General features: G+C 61.3%; 22 protein-coding genes and 1 riboswitch. Of the genes, 9 read left to right on the top strand and 13 right to left on the bottom strand.

All coding sequences use genetic code 11. The features are described 5' to 3' along the window. Window positions 1-62: 62 nt before the first annotated feature. The gene (locus JN756_RS05260; RefSeq protein WP_017845948.1) at window positions 63-695 is read right to left on the bottom strand and encodes a LysE family translocator; all 633 of its coding nucleotides are present in this window, start codon (window positions 693-695) and stop codon (window positions 63-65) included. A gap of 84 nt (window positions 696-779) precedes the next feature. On the opposite strand from JN756_RS05260, the gene JN756_RS05255 reads away from it, so the two are divergent. From JN756_RS05255 to JN756_RS05245, 3 genes are all read left to right on the top strand, one after another. Next, entirely contained in the window at window positions 780-1,745 is a 966-nt protein-coding gene (locus JN756_RS05255) for a 2-hydroxyacid dehydrogenase (protein ID WP_017845949.1), read from the top strand. 30 nt (window positions 1,746-1,775) lie between these two features. Beyond that, window positions 1,776-2,774: a methyltransferase gene (locus JN756_RS05250; protein ID WP_017845950.1), complete on the top strand. Its 999-nt coding sequence runs from the start codon at window positions 1,776-1,778 to the stop codon at window positions 2,772-2,774. A gap of 50 nt (window positions 2,775-2,824) precedes the next feature. After that, window positions 2,825-2,946: riboswitch (yybP-ykoY riboswitch) on the top strand. 88 nt (window positions 2,947-3,034) lie between these two features. After that, window positions 3,035-3,619, top strand: coding sequence for a TMEM165/GDT1 family protein (locus tag JN756_RS05245; protein WP_017845951.1), 585 nt, complete (start codon window positions 3,035-3,037; stop codon window positions 3,617-3,619). An 80-nt stretch (window positions 3,620-3,699) separates the two neighbouring features. On the opposite strand, the gene JN756_RS05240 is transcribed toward JN756_RS05245, so the two are convergent. From JN756_RS05240 to JN756_RS05225, 4 genes are all read right to left on the bottom strand, one after another. Beyond that, window positions 3,700-4,518, bottom strand: a complete 819-nt coding sequence (locus tag JN756_RS05240; RefSeq protein ID WP_017845952.1) for a M48 family metallopeptidase — start codon at window positions 4,516-4,518, stop codon at window positions 3,700-3,702. Window positions 4,519-4,654: 136 nt separating this feature from the next. Beyond that, window positions 4,655-5,275, bottom strand: a complete 621-nt coding sequence (locus JN756_RS05235) for an SOS response-associated peptidase (RefSeq protein WP_057004262.1) — start codon at window positions 5,273-5,275, stop codon at window positions 4,655-4,657. A gap of 36 nt (window positions 5,276-5,311) precedes the next feature. Continuing rightward, a complete protein-coding gene (locus tag JN756_RS05230) occupies window positions 5,312-5,572 on the bottom strand; it encodes a putative signal transducing protein (RefSeq protein WP_169881201.1) in 261 nt (86 codons plus the stop codon). Window positions 5,573-5,583: 11 nt separating this feature from the next. After that, on the bottom strand, window positions 5,584-5,766 hold the full coding sequence (locus tag JN756_RS05225) for a CPXCG motif-containing cysteine-rich protein (protein WP_017845955.1): 183 nt from the start codon (window positions 5,764-5,766) through the stop codon (window positions 5,584-5,586). 133 nt (window positions 5,767-5,899) lie between these two features. Here JN756_RS05225 and JN756_RS05220 point away from each other — a divergent pair, with 133 nt between their 5' ends. Then, entirely contained in the window at window positions 5,900-7,063 is a 1,164-nt protein-coding gene (locus JN756_RS05220) for a 1-acyl-sn-glycerol-3-phosphate acyltransferase (protein WP_169850554.1), read from the top strand. Between the two features lie 121 nt (window positions 7,064-7,184). On the opposite strand, the gene JN756_RS05215 is transcribed toward JN756_RS05220, so the two are convergent. After that, a complete protein-coding gene (locus tag JN756_RS05215; protein ID WP_046384667.1) occupies window positions 7,185-7,442 on the bottom strand; it encodes a hypothetical protein in 258 nt (85 codons plus the stop codon). A 182-nt stretch (window positions 7,443-7,624) separates the two neighbouring features. Between JN756_RS05215 and JN756_RS05210 the strand changes: the two genes are divergently transcribed. Continuing rightward, the gene (locus tag JN756_RS05210) at window positions 7,625-7,834 is read left to right on the top strand and encodes a hypothetical protein (RefSeq protein WP_017845958.1); all 210 of its coding nucleotides are present in this window, start codon (window positions 7,625-7,627) and stop codon (window positions 7,832-7,834) included. 55 nt (window positions 7,835-7,889) lie between these two features. Here the strand turns inward: JN756_RS05210 and JN756_RS05205 are convergent, their stop codons facing one another. Beyond that, window positions 7,890-8,474 (bottom strand): YajG family lipoprotein, encoded by a 585-nt coding sequence (locus JN756_RS05205; protein ID WP_046384668.1) that lies wholly within the window; start codon window positions 8,472-8,474, stop codon window positions 7,890-7,892. A gap of 193 nt (window positions 8,475-8,667) precedes the next feature. Between JN756_RS05205 and JN756_RS05200 the strand changes: the two genes are divergently transcribed. Both JN756_RS05200 and mqo read left to right on the top strand, forming a co-directional pair. Beyond that, window positions 8,668-8,901 (top strand): hypothetical protein, encoded by a 234-nt coding sequence (locus tag JN756_RS05200; RefSeq protein WP_046384669.1) that lies wholly within the window; start codon window positions 8,668-8,670, stop codon window positions 8,899-8,901. 718 nt (window positions 8,902-9,619) lie between these two features. Beyond that, window positions 9,620-11,128, top strand: coding sequence for a malate dehydrogenase (quinone) (mqo, locus tag JN756_RS05195; RefSeq protein ID WP_057004261.1), 1,509 nt, complete (start codon window positions 9,620-9,622; stop codon window positions 11,126-11,128). Window positions 11,129-11,190: 62 nt separating this feature from the next. On the opposite strand, the gene JN756_RS05190 is transcribed toward mqo, so the two are convergent. The 3 genes from JN756_RS05190 to JN756_RS05180 all read right to left on the bottom strand — a co-directional run bounded on the left by JN756_RS05190 (window position 11,191) and on the right by JN756_RS05180 (window position 12,775). Then, window positions 11,191-11,478: a PA4642 family protein gene (locus JN756_RS05190; RefSeq protein WP_046384671.1), complete on the bottom strand. Its 288-nt coding sequence runs from the start codon at window positions 11,476-11,478 to the stop codon at window positions 11,191-11,193. A 191-nt stretch (window positions 11,479-11,669) separates the two neighbouring features. Continuing rightward, entirely contained in the window at window positions 11,670-12,155 is a 486-nt protein-coding gene (locus JN756_RS05185; RefSeq protein ID WP_128191582.1) for a hypothetical protein, read from the bottom strand. Between the two features lie 62 nt (window positions 12,156-12,217). Then, on the bottom strand, window positions 12,218-12,775 hold the full coding sequence (locus JN756_RS05180) for a hypoxanthine-guanine phosphoribosyltransferase (protein ID WP_010567709.1): 558 nt from the start codon (window positions 12,773-12,775) through the stop codon (window positions 12,218-12,220). A gap of 163 nt (window positions 12,776-12,938) precedes the next feature. Between JN756_RS05180 and upp the strand changes: the two genes are divergently transcribed. After that, window positions 12,939-13,577, top strand: a complete 639-nt coding sequence (gene upp / locus JN756_RS05175) for a uracil phosphoribosyltransferase (RefSeq protein ID WP_017845966.1) — start codon at window positions 12,939-12,941, stop codon at window positions 13,575-13,577. A 2-nt stretch (window positions 13,578-13,579) separates the two neighbouring features. After that, on the top strand, window positions 13,580-14,854 hold the full coding sequence (locus JN756_RS05170; protein WP_017845967.1) for a uracil-xanthine permease family protein: 1,275 nt from the start codon (window positions 13,580-13,582) through the stop codon (window positions 14,852-14,854). A 129-nt stretch (window positions 14,855-14,983) separates the two neighbouring features. Here the strand turns inward: JN756_RS05170 and hisC are convergent, their stop codons facing one another. From hisC to hisG, 3 genes are all read right to left on the bottom strand, one after another. Further along, window positions 14,984-16,036: a histidinol-phosphate transaminase gene (gene hisC, locus JN756_RS05165; protein WP_046384673.1), complete on the bottom strand. Its 1,053-nt coding sequence runs from the start codon at window positions 16,034-16,036 to the stop codon at window positions 14,984-14,986. 3 nt (window positions 16,037-16,039) lie between these two features. Continuing rightward, the gene (hisD, locus tag JN756_RS05160) at window positions 16,040-17,365 is read right to left on the bottom strand and encodes a histidinol dehydrogenase (RefSeq protein ID WP_017845969.1); all 1,326 of its coding nucleotides are present in this window, start codon (window positions 17,363-17,365) and stop codon (window positions 16,040-16,042) included. A gap of 379 nt (window positions 17,366-17,744) precedes the next feature. Beyond that, window positions 17,745-18,380, bottom strand: a complete 636-nt coding sequence (gene hisG / locus JN756_RS05155) for an ATP phosphoribosyltransferase (protein WP_017845970.1) — start codon at window positions 18,378-18,380, stop codon at window positions 17,745-17,747. Window positions 18,381-18,418 lie beyond the last annotated feature (38 nt).

The following is an 18,418-nucleotide window of genomic DNA, read 5'->3' as shown; positions in this document are numbered from 1 at the left end:
CGCTGGTTCCGCCAAGGACAAAACCATATTCCATCTTGGTGCCGGTCGTAAGAGAGTTCGACTCATTTCATACTGGTGAACGCCAGTTTTACGCCGATGGCAATCAACACCGCCCCCATCGTCCGATCGAACCAATGCCCCATCCGCGCAAACCCTGCACGCACCCGCTGCTGGCTGAACAACATCGCCACCAGGCAGAACCACGCCGCCGTCGCTACCGCCAGGTACACGCCATAACCCGCCTGCACCGCCAGCGGTGTGTGCGGGTTGATCACCACGGTAAACAGCGACAGGAAGAACAACGTGGCCTTGGGGTTCAAACCGTTAGTCACAAAGCCTGCGGTAAACGCCCCGCGTGGGGTGCGTTCGCCGACTTCGCGGTGCAGTTCGCCCTCGGCGGCTGGCTTGGCCGGCTGCGCGCGCAGGGCCTTGAAGCCGATGTACAGCAGGTAGGCCGCCGCCGCCCATTTCAGTGCGTTGAACAGCACGATGGACTGGGACACGATCAAACCGATGCCGAGTAACGAGTACCCCACGTGCAGGAAAATCGCCGAGCCCACGCCCAATGCGGTCCAGGTCCCGGCGCGGCGGCCGTGGGTGACACTTTCGCGCACCACCACCGCGAAATCCGGACCGGGGCTGGCCACTGCCAGCAGGTGAATCAAGGCCACGGTCAAAAACTCGGCGACGTACATACTCACTCCATTAAGTAACGGATTATTTCATCTGATAGGCTCGGCAGATTACGCCTTCGAACCCTGTCACAAAAGGTACAGTTGATGACGAACAATCGCCGCGCCGTCTTCCTAGATCACCCATCCCTCGACCTGGGGGATCTCGATCTCAGTGAGCTGCACAACTGTTTCAGCGAGCTGCAGCTGTTTGAGCAGACCACCCCGCAGAATGTGGTCGAACGCCTGCAAGGCGCCCAGGTCGCTATCAGCAACAAGATTGCGCTCAACAGCGAAACCCTGGCCGCCTGCCCCGAACTCAAACTGATCCTGGTGTCGGCCACGGGCACCAATAACGTCGACCTTGAAGCCGCCCGCGCCCATGGCGTCACCGTCAGTAACTGTCAGGGCTACGGCACGCCGTCGGTGGCGCAGCATACGATCATGCTGCTGCTCAACCTGGCGACGCGGCTGAAGGACTATCAACGGGATGTCAGCGCGGGCAAATGGCAAGCCGCCAAGCAGTTCTGCCTGCTGGACCACCCGATCGTCGAGCTGGAGGGCAAAACCCTCGGTTTGCTCGGGCATGGCGAACTGGGCAGTGCCGTCGCACGGCTGGCCGAGGCCTTTGGCATGCGCGTCATACTCGGCGCCATTCCCGGGCGCCCTGCCCGCGCCGACCGCATGCCGCTGGATGAACTGCTGGCGCAGGTCGACGCGCTGACGCTGCACTGCCCGCTCAACGAACACACCCGCGACTTGATCGGCGCTCGCGAGCTGGCGCTGCTCAAGCCCGGCGCGTTTATCGTCAACACCGCGCGCGGTGGCCTGATCAACGAACAGGCCCTGGCCGACGCCTTGCGCAATGGCCACCTGGGCGGCGCGGCGACCGATGTGCTGAGCGTCGAACCTCCGGTGCATGGCAACCCGTTGCTGGCCGACGATATCCCGCGCTTGATCGTCACGCCCCACAACGCCTGGGGCAGTCGCGAAGCGCGGCAGCGGATTGTCGGCCAACTGGCGGAAAACGCCCGCGGCTTTTTCAGCGGCGCCCCGCTGCGCGTCGTCAGTTGATAAACTGCGCCCCTTTTCAAGGAGCAGACCATGGATCCGCGCAGTGAAGTACTGCTTCGTCAGGCCGAACTTTTTCAAGGCAACCTGCTGCTGGTGGGGTTGCCTGCCGACGATTTGCTTGGCCGCCTGCCCAACGCCCACGGCTGGTGCTGGCATGCCGGTGACCAGGCTGCGCTCGACGCACGTTTCCCCGAGCGCAGCCAGTTCGGCGTGAATGTGCCGCAGCGCACGTTTGATGCGGCAGTGATCTTCCTGCCCAAGTCCAAGGACCTCACCGACTATCTGCTCAACGCCGTGGCCGCGCGCCTGCCCGGTGCCGAGCTGTTTCTGGTGGGGGAGAAAAAAGGCGGGATCGAAAGCGCCGCCAAACAGATGATCCCCTTCGGCAAGCCGCGCAAACTCGATAACGCACGGCACTGCCAGTTGTGGCAGGTCACCGTGGCCAACGCGCCGCAAGCGGTGGAGTTGGAGAGCCTGGCGCAGGTTTTCGAAGTGCCGCTGGCCGAAGGTCCGCTGAAAGTGGTGAGCCTGCCGGGCGTGTTCAGCCATGGCCGCCTGGATCGTGGCACCGAGTTGTTGCTGGAGCATTTGGACAAACTGCCCAGCGGCCACCTGCTGGACTTCGGTTGCGGCGCCGGTGTGTTGGGCGCGGCGGTCAAACGTCGCTACCCGCACAATACGGTGACGATGCTGGATGTGGACGCCTTCGCCACCGCCAGCAGCCGCCTGACCCTGGCGGCCAACGGTCTGGAAGCCGACGTGCTGACCGCAGACGGCATCGATGCCGCGCCAATGGGCTTGAACGCGATCCTGAGCAACCCGCCGTTCCATGTCGGGGTACACACCGATTACTTCGCCACGGAGAACTTGCTGCGAAAAGCCGCGAAACACCTGGCAAAAGGCGGCGAACTCCGACTGGTTGCCAACAGCTTCCTGAAGTACCAGCCGCTGATCGAAGAGCACTTGGGCGTGTGTGCGGTCAAGGCCGAAGGCAATGGTTTTCGCATCTATCGCGCCAAGCGCGGCTGATCGGCGTTTGCAAAAGAACACTTGCCGAATGGATTTTGCCTAGGCAGAATCCGCTCCGTCCTAGGGGAGTAGTCTCCCACGAGCGCCACGCTCGTCCGGCATACGTCAACATACTTGGTCAGCAGACCATGGCGTATGCGACCCAGGAGTCCGCTCAGACGGACCGGGGTTTGACAAGACCTATGACACGCACACCTTACCCGGGGCGGGAAGGCTGTACGTGTCATAGCCGTGTCGACCCGCCCCTGGAAACCTACCTGATGCTGGATTCACTGCTCGTCCCTACCGCAATCGTTGCCTTGGCCGAAATCGGCGACAAGACCCAACTGCTCGCGCTCATCCTTGCCGCACGCTTTCGCAAACCCTGGCCGATCATCGCCGGCATCATCGCCGCGACCCTGGCGAACCATGCCGCTGCGGGTGCCGTAGGTGCCTGGTTCGGCAGTTTCTTCTCGGATGCGGTGCTGCACTGGATTCTCGCCGCGAGTTTCTGCGCCACGGCGCTGTGGACCCTGGTGCCGGACAAACTCGACGATGACGAAGCCAGCACCACGCGCAAGTTCGGGCCGTTCCTGACCACCCTGATTGCGTTCTTCCTCGCCGAAATCGGCGACAAGACGCAGATCGCCACGGTGATGCTGGCGGCGCAATACCCTGAGCTGTGGCTGGTGGTTATCGGCACCACCCTGGGCATGTTGATTGCCAACGTACCGGTGGTTCTGGCGGGGAATTTTGCCGCGGAGAAATTGCCGTTGACCTTGATTCGTCGACTGGCGGCTACGGCGTTTTTTGTCCTGGCGATCGTGGCGGTGTACAAGGCCATGCAAAGCAGCGGTTGGATCTAAGGATCCAAGCCTGCAAACCCAATCCAATGTAGGAGGGGCTTGCCCCCTCCCACATTTGGATCTTCATGAGGCTTGGATTATCAGGACTTCTTGGCCTGCTGATACAACGGCATCACCTTCGGAATCGCCGCCTGCAACGAGGCGATCCGACTGTCGGAGGCCGGGTGAGTGCTCATGAACTCCGGAGGCGCGCCTTCCGAAGCCTTGGCCATCTTGTTCCACAACGTGATGGCGGCGTTCGGGTTGTAACCGGCGCGGGCCGCCAGCTCCAGGCCGATCAGGTCCGCTTCGTTTTCATTGCTGCGGCTGTTGGGCAAGGTCATGCCGTAGTTGGCCACGGTATCGGCCAGCGCCATGCTGTCCTGGCCGAGACCAAGCAACGCGCCGGCGCCCTGCTTGGCCATCTCGATGCCGTAGGCCTTGGACATGGCTTCACGGCCATGTTCGCGCAAGGCGTGGGCGATTTCATGGCCCATCACCGCCGCCAGCTCGTCATCGCTGAGCTTGAGGTTATCGATCAGCCCGCTGTACACGAAGATCTTGCCGCCCGGCCCGCAGTTGGCGTTCATCTCATCGCTCTTGATCAGGTTCACTTCCCACTTCCACTGCGCCGCATCCGGACGGAAGGTCGGCGCCTGGGCGATCAGGCGGTTGGCGATGGCCTGCACGCGCTTGGCGTTGGCGCTGGTCTTGTCCACCAGGCCTTTGCCGCTGGCTTCACCCAGGGTCTGCTGGTAGGACTGCGCATACATCTGGTCGACTTCCTGGCTCGACAGCATGCTGAACATGTACTGCTTGCGCTCCACCCCAACGGCACCGCCGCTGGTGGTGTTGACGGACTGACACCCGGCCAGCAGCACTGCTGCCGCCAATACACTTACGGCCAATGATTTCTTCATCAACACACTCTCCCTGAAAAGACGCCCTGAAAACATGGCGCGTATCCTAGGCGGTGATTTGTATCGACGCCAGATACATCAGACGTGCAGAGGCTAAATTTCGGATACATCCCACAACGGTGGCGGACTTTCTGGCTCAAGCCGGAGTCAGGCACTCCGGCCCATTCAGCTTGGGATCGTTGACCATGTTGGCCAGCACCCGTTCACGCAAGGCGACCGGCTCACTGGCCAACAGTCCCTGCAACACCGGCAGCGGCGTCTCGGGGTTCAGCCAGGCTTCCTGCCCCGCCGCATCCAGAATCAACGGCCGCCGCTGACTCTGCGCCGCCTGGGTCACCACCGCGGTGCTCAGCCACACTTGCTCCTGCACCGGATACGCTTCCCAGATGGCCGCAAAAAACAGCGTCGAACCTTCCCCTGGCGTCAACCAGTACGGCCGCTTGCGCTGGGTGCCGCGCCATTCGTAGAACCCGTTGGCCGGCAACAGGCAGCGACGCTGGCGAAACGCTTCGCGGAACATCGGTTGCTCAGCCAGGGTTTCGGCGCGGGCATGCGCCGGAGTACGGGAAAGGTCCGTCAGCCACGGCGGTGTCAGGCCCCAGCGGGCGCGGGCCAGGGTGCGCTGGCCGTCGGTGGCACGCTGGATCAGCACCGAATCATTGGGAGAAATATTCCACTGGGCCTGCTGATCCGCCGGAAAGCCCGGCAAGGCAGCAAACGTGGGGTTCCAGCGAAACAGGGCATAACGTCCACACATGGGGCAACACGACTCTTGGGTAAACCGACCGACAGCCTAACAGACCAACACGTCGGGGAAGCTGTCGGGTTCATCGGCGGGCAACGGTTGCGCACCGTTATACGCGGTGATCAGCTCGCGCGCGCAGGCTGCCTGGTCGTTGTCCACTTCTAGCCCCAGCAGCCCGAAAATCGGTAACTCGCCGCTACCGCCGAGCAAATGGCGCCCCACCAAATGCGCCTCGATCCCTTCGCTGGCGAGCATCTGCTGCAGCAGCTCGCCTTCCATCAGGTTTTCCGGTTCGTAGATTCGCTGCATGGGCGTACCTGCTATTCGTTTTCGCTGCGAGTTTCGAGCATCCACTCTTCACCATGGACCTGCAGGTTGAAAATGATCGGTCGGCAACATACCTGACAGTCTTCTATATAGGTCTGGTCGCCGCCGGATAAATCCACGGTTGTCTCCACCACTTCACCACAATAAGGACAATCGTACAGCGCGGTTTCCAGCATCGCAGTCTCCCAAGTGACTTGTGCGTATAATCGCCGGTCTATTTACAGGGTTATATTTCGGCCGAGCCCATTACTCGGGCCGCACCCTGGTATTTCCTCTACTTACCCTAGCCGTTTCTAACAAGAGAGCATGATGGGCGAATTCGATACCATCCGACCTTACAACGACAGCGAAGTCCCGGCAGTGCTGGAGCGGCTGTTCAGTGACAAGGCCTTTCTGGACATCCTGACCCACTTCCGCTTCCCGCGCTTTGCCGGCGCGCTGGGCTGGCTGCTCAAACCCATGATCGCCCGCAAACTGCGCCGTGAATTCGCCGGCGTCACCACCGTGGCCACGCTGCAGGACAAAGTCGAGTATTACGTCGACCACACCATTGATCGAGCGACCGACGGCGTGACCTATACCGGCGTGGAACAGCTCAAATCGGGCACCGCCTACGTCTTTTTGGCCAACCATCGCGATATCGTGATGGACCCGGCCTTCGTCAACTACGCCGTGTACCACGCCGGCCTGCCGACACCGCGTATCGCCATCGGCGACAACCTGCTGCAAAAGCCGTTTGTCAGCGACCTGATGCGCCTGAACAAGAGCTTCATCGTGCACCGCTCGATCACCGGGCGAAAGGAAAAAATGGCGGCTTACCAGTTGCTGTCGGCCTACATCAACCATTCGATCCGCCACGACTGCCAGTCGATCTGGATCGCCCAGGCCGAAGGCCGCGCCAAGGATGGGGATGACCGCACCGAATCGGCGATCCTCAAGATGTTCCACGTCAGCCGCAAGGACGAGCCGTTCGCCGAGGTGATCCAGTCGCTGAACCTGACGCCCGTGTCCATCAGCTACGAATACGACCCATGCGACTTGGCCAAGGCTCGCGAGCTGTACATCCGCGCCACCACCGGCACCTACACCAAGGCACCGGGTGAAGACGATGTGAGCATTGCCCTGGGCATTACCGGCTACAAGGGCCGGGTGCATGTGAACTTTGCGCCGCCGATCACCGAGCGCTTCGAAGACACCAAGCTGCTCGCCGTGGAAATGGACCGGCAGATTCTCGGAGGTTATCGCCTGTTCCCGGTTCACTACCTGGCCTACGCCCAGTGGAGTGACGCCGACCCGCAACTGCAGGTACCCAAGGCAGCGGATATCTTCCCGGCCGACGAGTTGGCCAAGGCCAAGGCAGAGTGGGAGCGGCGCTTGAGCGAGTGCCCGGTCGAACACCGGCCGTTCCTGGTGGTGCAATATGCAACGCCAGTGCGCAATCAATATCGGGTCAAGGCGGGAATCCCGCTGTAATACACCTAGCCAAACCTGTGGGAGCGGGCTTGCCTGCGATGCGGTGGTTCAGTCACAGCGGTACCGACTGTAACTTCGCTATCGCGAGCAAGCCCGCTCCCACCGTCGTTTCAGGGTGCAACTAAAAACGCGTGCTGATCCATGAAACCAGCAGCGCCAGCCCCAGGCAGGCGAAACCAATACGATAAGCCAGGCGATGCGCCCGTTCGGTGCGTACATCCAGAAACAGCATGGGTTGGTCGATGGCGCGCTCTTCGCTTTGCGCGGCGAGCCTGGCCATGGCGCGCTGTTCCTTCAAACGGGTAATGAATAGCAGTGCAGCCCCAGAGCAGGCCACTGATAGAGCAACAACATTGATCAGCAGTCCGGCCAGCGCCATCACACACCTCGTTGAAACAGTGCCTTGGTATCCATTCAGATACAAACCTGAACGGAAGTCGCCTCCTGCGCCTAAAAGCTCCTTCCCCCATTGACAGCTAATGTATCGAGTAATTTACGGCGTCACCTGAACGTCACCTTAACCGTTCACTCTGTGGCCCTTCGAACGCTCGGGAGCTTGTCATGTTGCACGCGCAAAACCAGGATCGACTGTATTTGATAGCCCCAAGCGATGAGCAAGAGGCGCTGATCGGCGGCCTCGCGTTCAACGTCCAGGACCGCCACTGGCTGGTGTATTGCGCCCTTGGCGGGCACCAGCATGCGGACCTGCCGGAGACGGACCTGCTGACCGGGATAAGCCTGCTCGACTTCGGTATCGACACCGCGGCATGAAACGGCGGGCACAAAAAAGCCGGGCTCAGCGCTGAGCCCGGCTTGTTATTGAGCGTTATTGCGAGCTGAGCAGCTGGCCGATGCTCGGGTCCTTGAACAGACGGGTCAGAGCGTCGCTCAGGACGTCGCTGACCAGCTTGGTGTTGGTCTCCTGGTTAGGCGACATGCCGAAGCGCTGGTTGAGGGACGCACCATAACGGCCGCTGTAGCGACGGGTGCCGGCGCTCACGTCGGACTTGAACGTTGCGCCGATAGTGGCCTCCGTCACGTACAGGCCTTCTTTGGGCGACTGGTATTTCAGCTCGGCCAGGGTGATGGTCAACTGCGGCGCGCCCGGCGAGTTGGCCGGGGTAAAGCCGAGCAGCCGCACCGCGGCTTCAGCCTGGGCTTGCAGCTTGGGGAGCACATCGGCACCGCTCACCGACACCAGCGCGGTCTCCGGATACAGGCCACCACGGGAGCCCAGGGTCGGCGAAGGACGACCATCCACCACACGCACCGACACCGGCTGACCGTGACCCACCGGGGCCAACTGCGTGGTGAGCTTCGGTTGCGGGCTAAGTTGTTGCGGGCTATTGGCGCAGCCAACCAGGGTCAAACTGGTCACAGTGATCAAACCGAACAACAGGCGTTGCAACATGCTCTTCTCTCCAGAAATCGAGTACCGACAGGCCGGCAGTATAGCGGGCGGCCCTCGCCGGGAACTAGCGTCAGTTACAACCTAAGACCCGCAGGCATTGTAGGGGTTCGGTGTCACCGATATGTCACAGCCGATACACGCGCCCGTCATCCCCGGCAGGCATGCTTGGCCTCAATCTCAGGAGGCTGATTTCATGCATTTTCTCTGGTCGCTGTTTACCCGCAAGCCCGCCCTTCGCCAATTTGCCCTGCTCGATGTGCAAGGTCGCTGCCAGGCTTTCAAAGAGTGCAGCCAGCCTCCGGTCGGCGCTGGCTGGGTGGAAATCGAAGAAATCCGCTTGAGCTGGATGCACCGCCCGCTGCCCGCCAGCGCCCGTATCAGCCCACGCGCGACGCAGTCGCCGCATCGCCACCCGTTGGCCGCCTGACCGAACGCCTAATAAAAGTCATAAAACACGCCCATTTCCTTGGCGTTCTTCGCTACAATCTCCCCCCGATTATAAGGACGTCTCCTGATCGGGCCTCGCGACATCGTTAATGCTTCGGTATTAGCCCCCCCAGATCGCCCACAGAGAGCCGCCCACACAGATCGTGTGAAGCTGGCGCGCTTGCTGTTTTCTTTGCAAACCACCCGCCTTTACCGAATCTGCCAGAGCTGCCATTGCGCTCGGCCACTTGAGTTGTTTGCCCGTTTTGCCGCATGCCGGCAAGGTTTTCCGGGCCAGGTGCCAGGCTGGGGCAGCCCTTTTTTGAGGTTCACGTCTTCAAAAGAGCGTGAAAAAACGGGTTTTCACAACTTCACAAGAGTGTGGCGAGCAAATGAATAGTTTGGCGTTTGTACAAGCACCATCAGCGTCTGGAACAGCCCAATCACACAGGACCGAGTGCTCCGGGGCTTGAGCCTGTCCGCTACGGATTGATTGCACGGATCGCACGCTTTGACCATAAGTCGAATTGCCACGGCAGCCCATGAATGCGTTCATAGGCGGATTAGCCCGGCAGGAAGCGTGCGCTGAACTTGCAAAGAATTGCGAATCGGACATGGCGATCCTGGCCATGGGTAACCTGGGGCAACACGTGAACCGCCCCGTCACTCCTGGCAGCCATGCCGTCAATTTGGTGCTGCAGATTTTGGAGACGCGTTAAATGGCGCATAACGAAGCAGTCGACGTAGTACTGGTAGGGGCCGGCATCATGAGTGCCACCCTAGCCGTACTGCTCAAAGAGCTCGACCCCGGCCTCAAGCTGGAAGTCGTTGAGCTGATGGACTCGGGAGCCGCGGAGAGTTCCAACCCGTGGAACAACGCCGGTACCGGCCACGCCGGGCTGTGTGAGCTGAATTACACACCCCAGGCCGCCGATGGTTCCATCGACATCAAGAAAGCTGTCCACATCAACACCCAGTTCGAGGTGTCGAAGCAGTTCTGGGCGTACCTGACCAAAAAAGGCACCTTTGGCTCGTCCAGGTCCTTTATCACCCCGGTGCCGCACCTGAGCTTCGTGCAGGGCGACAAAGGCGTAGCCTTCCTCAGGAAGCGCTTTGAAACCCTCAGCCAGCATCATGCATTTTCGGATATGCGCTATACCGAAGACCGCAACGAGATGGTCGAGTGGATGCCGCTGATGATGCCAGGCCGCCCGCTCGACGAAAAAATCGCCGCGACCCGTGTGCAGAACGGCACCGACGTGAACTTCGGCGCCCTGACCAACCAGTTGCTGAACCACCTGACCAGCGCGCCCGATGCCCAAGTCAAGTACAGCAAACGCGTGACCGGCCTCAAGCGCAATGGCGCGGGCTGGACCGTGAGCATCAAGGACGTCAACAGCGGCAACAGCCGCGACGTGGACGCCAAGTTCGTGTTCCTCGGCGCCGGTGGCGCGGCCCTGCCGCTGCTGCAAGCCTCGGGCATCGAAGAAAGCAAAGGCTTCGGCGGTTTCCCGGTCAGTGGCCAGTGGCTGCGTTGCGACAACCCGGAAGTGGTCAAGCACCACCAGGCCAAGGTCTACAGCCAGGCCGCCGTGGGGTCGCCACCGATGTCCGTGCCGCACCTGGACACCCGCGTGGTCGACGGCAAGACGTCCCTGCTGTTCGGGCCTTACGCCGGTTTCACCACCAAGTTCCTCAAGCACGGCTCGTTCCTTGACCTGCCGTTGTCGGTGCGCGCCGGCAACATCGGCCCGATGCTGGCCGTGGCCCGGGACAACATGGACCTGACCAAGTACCTGGTCAGCGAAGTGATGCAGTCCATGGAACAGCGCCTGGAATCCCTGCGCCGCTTCTACCCGCAAGCCAAAGCCGAAGACTGGCGCCTGGAAGTGGCCGGCCAACGGGTGCAGATCATCAAGAAAGACCCGAAAAAAGGCGGCGTGCTGCAATTCGGCACCGAGCTGGTCGCGGCCAAAGACGGCTCGCTGGCGGCGCTGCTGGGCGCGTCCCCGGGCGCTTCGGTGACGGTGTCGATCATGCTCGAACTGATCGAACGCTGCTTCCCGACCAAGGCTGCCGGCGAGTGGGCGGCCAAACTGCACGAGATCTTCCCGGCCCGTGAAAAGGTCCTGGAGACCGATGCCGAGCTGTACCGCAAGATCAACGCGCAGAACAACATCAGCCTGGAACTGGTTGAGCAAAACAACGAAGCCCAAAGCTACGCTTAAGGCCTCGAAATAAAAAAGCCCCGCTTCTCGATATGAGCCGCGGGGCTTTTTTTCGCCTGCGATCAGCCGCGGGCGTTATCGATCAATTCAATGTACTCGGCGGCGTTGCGCTGGTCCTTGATCAGGTCGACGAAGGTATGGCCATGCTCGTCCTTGCCATCGAGGTCCAGGCCAGCGGCCTTGAAGAAGCCCAGGAAGCGCTCGAAGTCGTCGATACGCAGGCCACGATAGGCCTTGATCAGTTTGTGCAGGGAGGGTGAAGTCGCGTCGACGGGTTCGAAGTCCAGGAACAACTTGATCTGATCGTCGCCGATCTCGTCACCAATCACCTGTTTCTTATCTTTACGCATTACCGACTCCAGCCTGCGGACATTTACATGGGGTTTGAAGTCTACCTGCGAGGCGCGGGCGGCGAAAGCGCTGAGAACCACTGTGGGAGAGGGCTTGCTCCCGATTGCGCTGGATCCGTCAATTAGATGTCGACTGACACACCGTCATCGGGAGCAAGCACCCTCCCACATTGGGTTCGTCAGGGTGCTGGCTACTTGGTGCGTACCACGCCGGTATGCAGATCCGCCCAGATATGCCCATTGGCATAACTGAGGAACTGCACATACACCGTGTCATTGCGCAGCAGGTCGACGATCACGCGGTATTGGGTCGCGGGGTAGGACAAGGTCAGGGTCTTGGTCTTGTCATCGAACACCGGCTTTTTCAGGCTTTTGCTTTCGGCGTCGAAATTGACGTTCACCTGGGCGATGCTTGCGCCTTTGTTCAAGGACTTACCCTTGAGGCGAATCATCAACGGCGACGTCACCGGGATCGGCTGCTGCGTGGATTGGCGCTGATTACCTACCACCACGGCATACTCGGTGACTTGCAACAGTTGCTGCTGGTCGGGCGCTTCGGCGCGCAGGGCCAGGTCGTCGGGCGGCAGGAATTGGCTGTGCATCGGCGCCGGGGCGGCGGCCAGCGGCAAGCTGAGGGTCAGCGCCAGGGCGGCGCAGGTGCGAATCAACAGGCTCATGAACAGCTCCAGACGCAGAAGCCAAGCACGATAGCATGCGCAACCCTGCGTCGGAGCCTTGATCACATGCCTTTAACGGCGTAAATCCCATTGGCGTTGCGCCAGTAACCTTTGTAGTCCATGCCGTAACCGAAGATGTAGCGATCGATGCACGGCAGGCCGACGAAATCGGCCTTCATTTCCGGGCGCGCCTTGCGGTCGTGGTCTTTGTCGATCAGCACGGCGGTATGGACTTTGCGCGCGCCGGCGTGTTTGCAGAAGTCGATGATCGCGCCCAGGGTGTGCCCTTCATCGAGGATGTCGTCGATGATCAGCACGTCGCGGTCGATGAACGAGACTTCCGGCTTGGCTTTCCAGAACAGGTCGCCGCCGCTGGTTTCGTTGCGATAACGCGTGGCATGCAGGTAGGACGCTTCCAGCGGGAAGTGCAGATGGGTCAGCAATTTGCCGGCGAAGATCAGACCACCGTTCATCACGCAGAAGACCACCGGGTTGGTGTCGGCCATTTCGCGGGTGATCTGTGCGCCGACCTTGGCGATCGCCTCTTCGACTTGCGCTTCGGTGTACAGGCAGTCAGCCTCGCGCATGATTTGACGGATATGCTCGAGATCAGCGGACATGGCGCTCTCCAGGGGGTGCTGTGGCAAGAAAAGCGGGCAAAGGTACGCATGTGAGGCGCAACGTTCAAGCCTTAATGGACTAACGTGCTAGATGTCTATAGGACAACACCCTCGGATAGATTAATCTAGGCCGGTTTTTTTGCCCGCCGCCGGAGCCTTTCCCATGCCCACTCGCGAGATCCGCCATCCGCTGATCCGACACAAGCTCGGCCTTATGCGCCGCGCCGACATTAGCACGAAGAACTTCCGTGAGCTCGCTCAGGAAGTCGGAGCGTTGCTCACCTACGAAGCCACCAAAGACCTGCCCCTGGAAAGCTACGAGATCCCCGGTTGGGCCGGCCCCGTCCAGGTCGAGAAGATCGCCGGCAAGAAAATCACCGTGGTGCCGATCCTGCGCGCCGGCATCGGCATGCTCGAAGGCGTCCTCAGCCTGATCCCCGGCGCCAAGGTCAGCGCCGTGGGCGTGGCTCGCAATGAAGAGACGCTGCAGGCCCACACCTACCTGGAAAAACTCGTACCGGAAATCAACGAGCGTCTGGCGATGATCATCGACCCGATGCTCGCCACCGGCAGTTCCATGGTTGCCACCATCGACCTGCTGAAGAGGGCCGGTTGCAAGGACATCCGCGCCATGGTGCTGGTCGCCGCGCCCGAAGGCATCGCCGCCGTCGAGAAGGCCCACCCGGACGTGCAGATCTACACCGCGTCCATCGATGAGCGCCTGAATGAAAACGGCTACATCATCCCAGGCCTGGGCGACGCCGGTGACAAGATCTTCGGTACCAAGCAGAAGGACGCGTGAACATGCAGGATGAATTCAACGACCCGCTTTGGCGCCAGATCCTGTCTGGCGCACAAATGCTCTTTGTGGCATTTGGCGCGTTGGTGTTGATGCCGCTGATCACAGGTCTTGATCCAAACGTCGCCTTGTTCACCGCCGGCCTGGGCACGCTGCTGTTCCAGCTGGTGACCGGGCGGCAGGTGCCGGTGTTTCTGGCGTCGAGCTTTGCCTTTATCACCCCGATCATTCTCGCCAAGGGCCAGTTCGGCCTGGCGGCGACCATGGGCGGGGTGATGGCGGCCGGTTTCGTTTATACCTTCATGGGGTTGGCGGTGAAGATCAAGGGCACCGGTTTCATCGACCGGCTGCTGCCGCCGGTGGTGATCGGGCCGGTGATCATTTCCATCGGCCTGGCCATGGCGCCGATTGCCGCCAACATGGCGATGGGTAAATCCGGCGATGGCGCCGAGCTGATCCATTACCAGACGGCGATGCTGATCTCGATGCCGGCGCTGCTGACCACCCTGATCGTGGCCGTGTTCGGCAAGGGCATTTTCCGCCTGGTGCCGATCATCTCCGGCGTGCTGGTGGGCTTTGCCATGGCGTTCTACTTCGGCGTGGTCGATACGGCCAAAATTGCCGCCGCACCGTGGTTCGCCCTGCCTCACTTCACCGCGCCGGAATTCAACTGGCAGGCGATTCTGTTTATCGTCCCGGTGGCCCTGGCCCCGGCGATCGAGCATATCGGCGGTGTGATTGCGGTGGGCAGCGTGACCGGTCGCGACTACCTGAAGAAGCCCGGCCTGCACCGCACCCTGCTGGGTGACGGGATTGCCACCACGGCCGCTGGCCTGTTTGGCGGCCCGCCGAACACCACCTACGCCGAAGTGACCGGCGCAGTGATGCTGACCAAGAACTACAACCCGAAGATCATGACCTGGGCGGCAATCTTTGCCATCAGCCTGGCGTTTATCGGCAAGTTCGGCGCACTGCTGCAGAGCATTCCAGTGCCGGTGATGGGCGGGATTCTGTGCCTGCTGTTCGGCTCGATCGCCGCCGTGGGCATGAACACGCTGATCCGCCACAAGATCGACCTGGGCGAAGCCCGCAATCTGGTGATTGTGTCGGTGACGTTGGTGTTCGGGATTGGCGGTGTGCTGATCGGCACCGGCACCGGTCCGGACGATTTCGGCCTGAAGGGCATCGCCCTGTGTGCGGTGGTAGCGATTGGCTTGAACCTGCTGCTGCCGGGCAATGACGGCTGGAAGCACAAGAAGCCGGATGAGCCGTTGATCTAACCAGCACTGCAAAACTGAATGTGGGAGGGGGCTTGCCCCCGATGACGGAGTGCCAGTCGACATCTAATCGACTGATCTGCCGCTATCGGGGGCAAGCCCCCTCCCACATTGTTAGATCTTCAGTGTGACTTAGAGCTCGCCTAGGCCATCGATCAGCGCCTGGTTCTGCTCCGGCGTACCGATGCTGATCCGCAGGAACTGATCAATCCGCGCCTGCTTGAAGTGCCGCACGATCACGCCCTGCTCACGCAACTTGGCCGCCAGGCCGGCGGCGTCGTGCCGTGGGTGGCGGGCGAAGATGAAGTTCGCAGCCGATGGCAACACTTCAAAGCCCTTGCCTTCCAATTGCGCGACGACCTTGTTGCGGCTGTCGATCACCCACCGGCAGGTCTTCTCGAAGTACTCGCGGTCGTCGAACGCCGCCGCTGCGCCGACAATCGCCAGGCGATCGAGCGGATAGGAGTTGAAGCTGTTCTTGACCCGCTCCAGCGCCTCGATCAGGTCCGGGTGGCCCACGGCCAGGCCCACGCGCAAACCGGCCAGTGAGCGCGATTTGGACAAGGTCTGGGTGACCAGCAGGTTCGGGTAGCGATCCACCAGGCTGATGGCGGTTTCGCCACCGAAGTCGACGTAGGCTTCATCCACCACCACCACCGAATCCGGGCTGGCCTTGAGGATCTGCTCCACCGCGTCCAGGGCCAGCACGCAGCCGGTCGGCGCGTTCGGGTTAGGGAAGATGATCCCGCCGTTCGGCCTGGCGTAGTCCGCCGCGCGGATCTGGAACTGCTCATCCAGCGGCACCGCGTCGAATTTGATGCCGTAAAGGCCGCAGTACACCGGATAGAAGCTGTAGCTAATATCCGGGAACAGCAGCGGCAAGTCGTGCTGGAACAACGCGTGGAAGATGTGTGCCAGGACTTCATCGGAACCGTTGCCGAGGAACACTTTACCGGCGTCGATCCCGTAATAGCGGGCCACGGCCTGCTTGAGCAGGTCGCTGTTGGGGTCCGGGTACAGGCGCAGATTGTCGCTCAACTCGACCTGCATGGCCGCCAGCGCCTTGGGCGACGGGCCGTAGGGGTTTTCGTTGGTGTTGAGCTTGACCAGCTTGGTCAACTTGGGCTGTTCACCGGGTACGTAAGGCACCAGCTCCTTGACGAAGGGGCTCCAGAATTTGCTCATGTCTCAGTTCCCCTTATTGTCTTCAAGGATGCGGTATTCGGCGCTCCGGGCGTGGGCGCTCAAGGATTCGCCACGGGCCAGTACCGAGGCGGTCTTGCCCAACTCGGAAGCGCCTTGTGGCGAGCAGAAGATGATCGACGAACGTTTCTGGAAGTCGTACACCCCCAGCGGCGACGAGAAGCGCGCGGTGCCGGAGGTCGGCAACACGTGGTTGGGGCCCGCGCAGTAGTCGCCCAGGGCTTCGCTGGTGTGACGGCCCATGAAGATCGCGCCCGCGTGACGAATCGACGGCAGCCAGGCCTGTGGGTCGGCCACGGACAACTCCAGGTGTTCCGGCGCGATGCGGTTGGCCACTTCGATGGCCTGCTCCATGTCGCGCACCAGGATCAACGCACCACGGCCATTGATCGACTTCTCGATGATCTCGGCGCGGTCCATGGTCGGCAGCAGCTTGTTGATGCTGGCGGCGACTTTGTCGAGGAACTCGGCATCTGGGCTGACCAGAATCGCCTGGGCGTCTTCGTCGTGCTCGGCCTGGGAAAACAGGTCCATGGCGATCCAGTCCGGGTCGGTCTGGCCATCACACACCACGAGGATTTCCGAAGGACCGGCGATCATGTCGATACCGACCTGGCCAAATACATGGCGCTTGGCGGTGGCGACATAGATGTTGCCGGGGCCGACCACTTTGTCGACCATCGGCACGCTTTCGGTGCCGTAGGCCAACGCCGCGACAGCCTGGGCGCCGCCGATGGTGAACACGCGGTCGACACCGGCGATGCAGGCGGCCGCGAGGACCAGCTCGTTGATTTCACCGCGTGGGGTCGGCACCACCATGACCACTTCGGTCACACCGGCCACCTTGGCGGGAATCGCGTTCATCAATACCGACGACGGGTACGAGGCTTTACCGCCCGGCACATACAGGCCGGCGCGGTCCAGCGGCGTGACCTTCTGGCCCAATACGGTGCCGTCAGCCTCGGTGTAGCTCCAGGAATCCTGTTTCTGTTTTTCGTGGTAGCTGCGCACCCGCGCCGCCGCGAGTTCCAGGGCTTCGCGCTGCGGCGCGGTGATGCGCGTCAGGGCCAGCTCCAAGCGTTCGCGGGGCAGGATCAGGTCCGACATGGACTTGACGTCCAGGCCGTCGAACTGGCGGGTGAAATCCACCAGCGCGGCGTCACCGCGCTCGCGCACGGCCTTGATGATATCGAGCACCCGCTGGTTGACCGAGTCGTCGGACACGCTTTCCCAACTCAGCAGATGATCCAGATGATGGGCGAAATCCGGGTCGGCAGCGTTGAGTCGGGCAATTGCAGTGGACGTGGTCATAGCGAGGGCCTCATAGGATTGGCAAAAACTCAGGCGCCCGAAGGTGCGCTGACGTTCAATAACGAATCGCGTTGGTGCTGTGGCCGTGCCAGGCAAGGCGCGGGACGCCGGTAAGGGATTGTTTCCTTACCAAGTCCCGCAACGCGGCATGGCGCGGCCACAGTACCAACCCGTAGGGCCTTGCCTCAAAAGGCAGGCTGCTACGCGTCGCTAGGTATTGAAAAAAAATCTTCTACTAACATAACTTGCCTTTTGGGGTAAGGCGCGATTCGTTATTGAACGTCAGCGCACCTTCCCAGCAGTCGTTTCCGCTTGGGCACCTGAGAATTCTGGCTATGAGGCGGATAGACGGGCGCAGCCGTTTGGCTACGCGGGTGAGTCAACCGCGGTGTCGAGACTCCACTGCGTTGCGCAGGGTGTCGATCAACGCCTGGATACGCGCGTGCTGCATCTTCATCGATGCCTTGTTGACGATCAGCCGGGAGCTGATGTCAGCAATGAAATCCTGGGGCTCCAGGCCGTTGGCGCGCAGGGTGTTGCCGGTGTCGACCACGTCGATGATCTTGTCGGCCAGGCCAATCAGCGGCGCCAGCTCCATCGAGCCGTACAGCTTGATGATATCGACCTGACGGCCTTGCTCGGCGTAGTAACGCTTGGCGATATTGACGAACTTGGTGGCCACCCGCAGGCGACCTTTAGGCTCGACATCACCGACACGGCCGGCGGTCATCAGCTTGCACAGGGCAATACGCAGGTCCAACGGCTCGTACAGGCCCTGGCCGCCGTATTCCATCAATACGTCTTTACCGGCGACACCCAGGTCGGCGGCACCGTGTTCAACATAGGTCGGCACATCGGTAGCCCGCACGATCAGCAGGCGAACGTCGTCCTGGGTCGTAGGGATGATCAGCTTGCGGCTCTTGTCCGGATTCTCGGTCGGCACGATGCCCGCTTCAGCCAGAAGCGGCAAAGTGTCGTCAAGGATGCGGCCCTTGGACAGTGCGATGGTCAACATGGGAAACGTCAGTCCTTCATCAGGCTATTGCGGTCTGG

Source organism: Pseudomonas sp. Y39-6, assembly GCF_023651955.1.
GTDB classification, from domain to species: Bacteria; Pseudomonadota; Gammaproteobacteria; order Pseudomonadales; family Pseudomonadaceae; genus Aquipseudomonas; species Aquipseudomonas veronii.
This window is presented reverse-complemented; position numbering and strand designations above follow the sequence as displayed.

What these genes read in the sequence shown, in the direction of transcription:
- JN756_RS05215 (WP_046384667.1), bottom strand. Translation starts at nt 7,442, where the DNA reads ATGGCGCTGGCCGGACTGCTGATCAATGTTGTTGCTCTATCAGTGGCC.
- mqo (WP_057004261.1), top strand. Translation starts at nt 9,620, where the DNA reads ATGGCGCATAACGAAGCAGTCGACGTAGTACTGGTAGGGGCCGGCATC.
- JN756_RS05255 (WP_017845949.1), top strand. Translation starts at nt 780, where the DNA reads ATGACGAACAATCGCCGCGCCGTCTTCCTAGATCACCCATCCCTCGAC.
- upp (WP_017845966.1), top strand. Translation starts at nt 12,939, where the DNA reads ATGCCCACTCGCGAGATCCGCCATCCGCTGATCCGACACAAGCTCGGC.
- JN756_RS05190 (WP_046384671.1), bottom strand. Translation starts at nt 11,478, where the DNA reads ATGCGTAAAGATAAGAAACAGGTGATTGGTGACGAGATCGGCGACGAT.
- JN756_RS05260 (WP_017845948.1), bottom strand. Translation starts at nt 695, where the DNA reads ATGTACGTCGCCGAGTTTTTGACCGTGGCCTTGATTCACCTGCTGGCA.
- JN756_RS05180 (WP_010567709.1), bottom strand. Translation starts at nt 12,775, where the DNA reads ATGTCCGCTGATCTCGAGCATATCCGTCAAATCATGCGCGAGGCTGAC.
- hisD (WP_017845969.1), bottom strand. Translation starts at nt 17,365, where the DNA reads ATGACCACGTCCACTGCAATTGCCCGACTCAACGCTGCCGACCCGGAT.
- JN756_RS05205 (WP_046384668.1), bottom strand. Translation starts at nt 8,474, where the DNA reads ATGTTGCAACGCCTGTTGTTCGGTTTGATCACTGTGACCAGTTTGACC.
- hisG (WP_017845970.1), bottom strand. Translation starts at nt 18,380, where the DNA reads ATGTTGACCATCGCACTGTCCAAGGGCCGCATCCTTGACGACACTTTG.
- JN756_RS05230 (WP_169881201.1), bottom strand. Translation starts at nt 5,572, where the DNA reads ATGCAGCGAATCTACGAACCGGAAAACCTGATGGAAGGCGAGCTGCTG.
- JN756_RS05225 (WP_017845955.1), bottom strand. Translation starts at nt 5,766, where the DNA reads ATGCTGGAAACCGCGCTGTACGATTGTCCTTATTGTGGTGAAGTGGTG.
- JN756_RS05210 (WP_017845958.1), top strand. Translation starts at nt 7,625, where the DNA reads ATGTTGCACGCGCAAAACCAGGATCGACTGTATTTGATAGCCCCAAGC.
- JN756_RS05240 (WP_017845952.1), bottom strand. Translation starts at nt 4,518, where the DNA reads ATGAAGAAATCATTGGCCGTAAGTGTATTGGCGGCAGCAGTGCTGCTG.
- JN756_RS05250 (WP_017845950.1), top strand. Translation starts at nt 1,776, where the DNA reads ATGGATCCGCGCAGTGAAGTACTGCTTCGTCAGGCCGAACTTTTTCAA.
- JN756_RS05220 (WP_169850554.1), top strand. Translation starts at nt 5,900, where the DNA reads ATGGGCGAATTCGATACCATCCGACCTTACAACGACAGCGAAGTCCCG.
- JN756_RS05185 (WP_128191582.1), bottom strand. Translation starts at nt 12,155, where the DNA reads ATGAGCCTGTTGATTCGCACCTGCGCCGCCCTGGCGCTGACCCTCAGC.
- JN756_RS05235 (WP_057004262.1), bottom strand. Translation starts at nt 5,275, where the DNA reads ATGTGTGGACGTTATGCCCTGTTTCGCTGGAACCCCACGTTTGCTGCC.
- hisC (WP_046384673.1), bottom strand. Translation starts at nt 16,036, where the DNA reads ATGAGCAAATTCTGGAGCCCCTTCGTCAAGGAGCTGGTGCCTTACGTA.
- JN756_RS05170 (WP_017845967.1), top strand. Translation starts at nt 13,580, where the DNA reads ATGCAGGATGAATTCAACGACCCGCTTTGGCGCCAGATCCTGTCTGGC.
- JN756_RS05200 (WP_046384669.1), top strand. Translation starts at nt 8,668, where the DNA reads ATGCATTTTCTCTGGTCGCTGTTTACCCGCAAGCCCGCCCTTCGCCAA.
- JN756_RS05245 (WP_017845951.1), top strand. Translation starts at nt 3,035, where the DNA reads ATGCTGGATTCACTGCTCGTCCCTACCGCAATCGTTGCCTTGGCCGAA.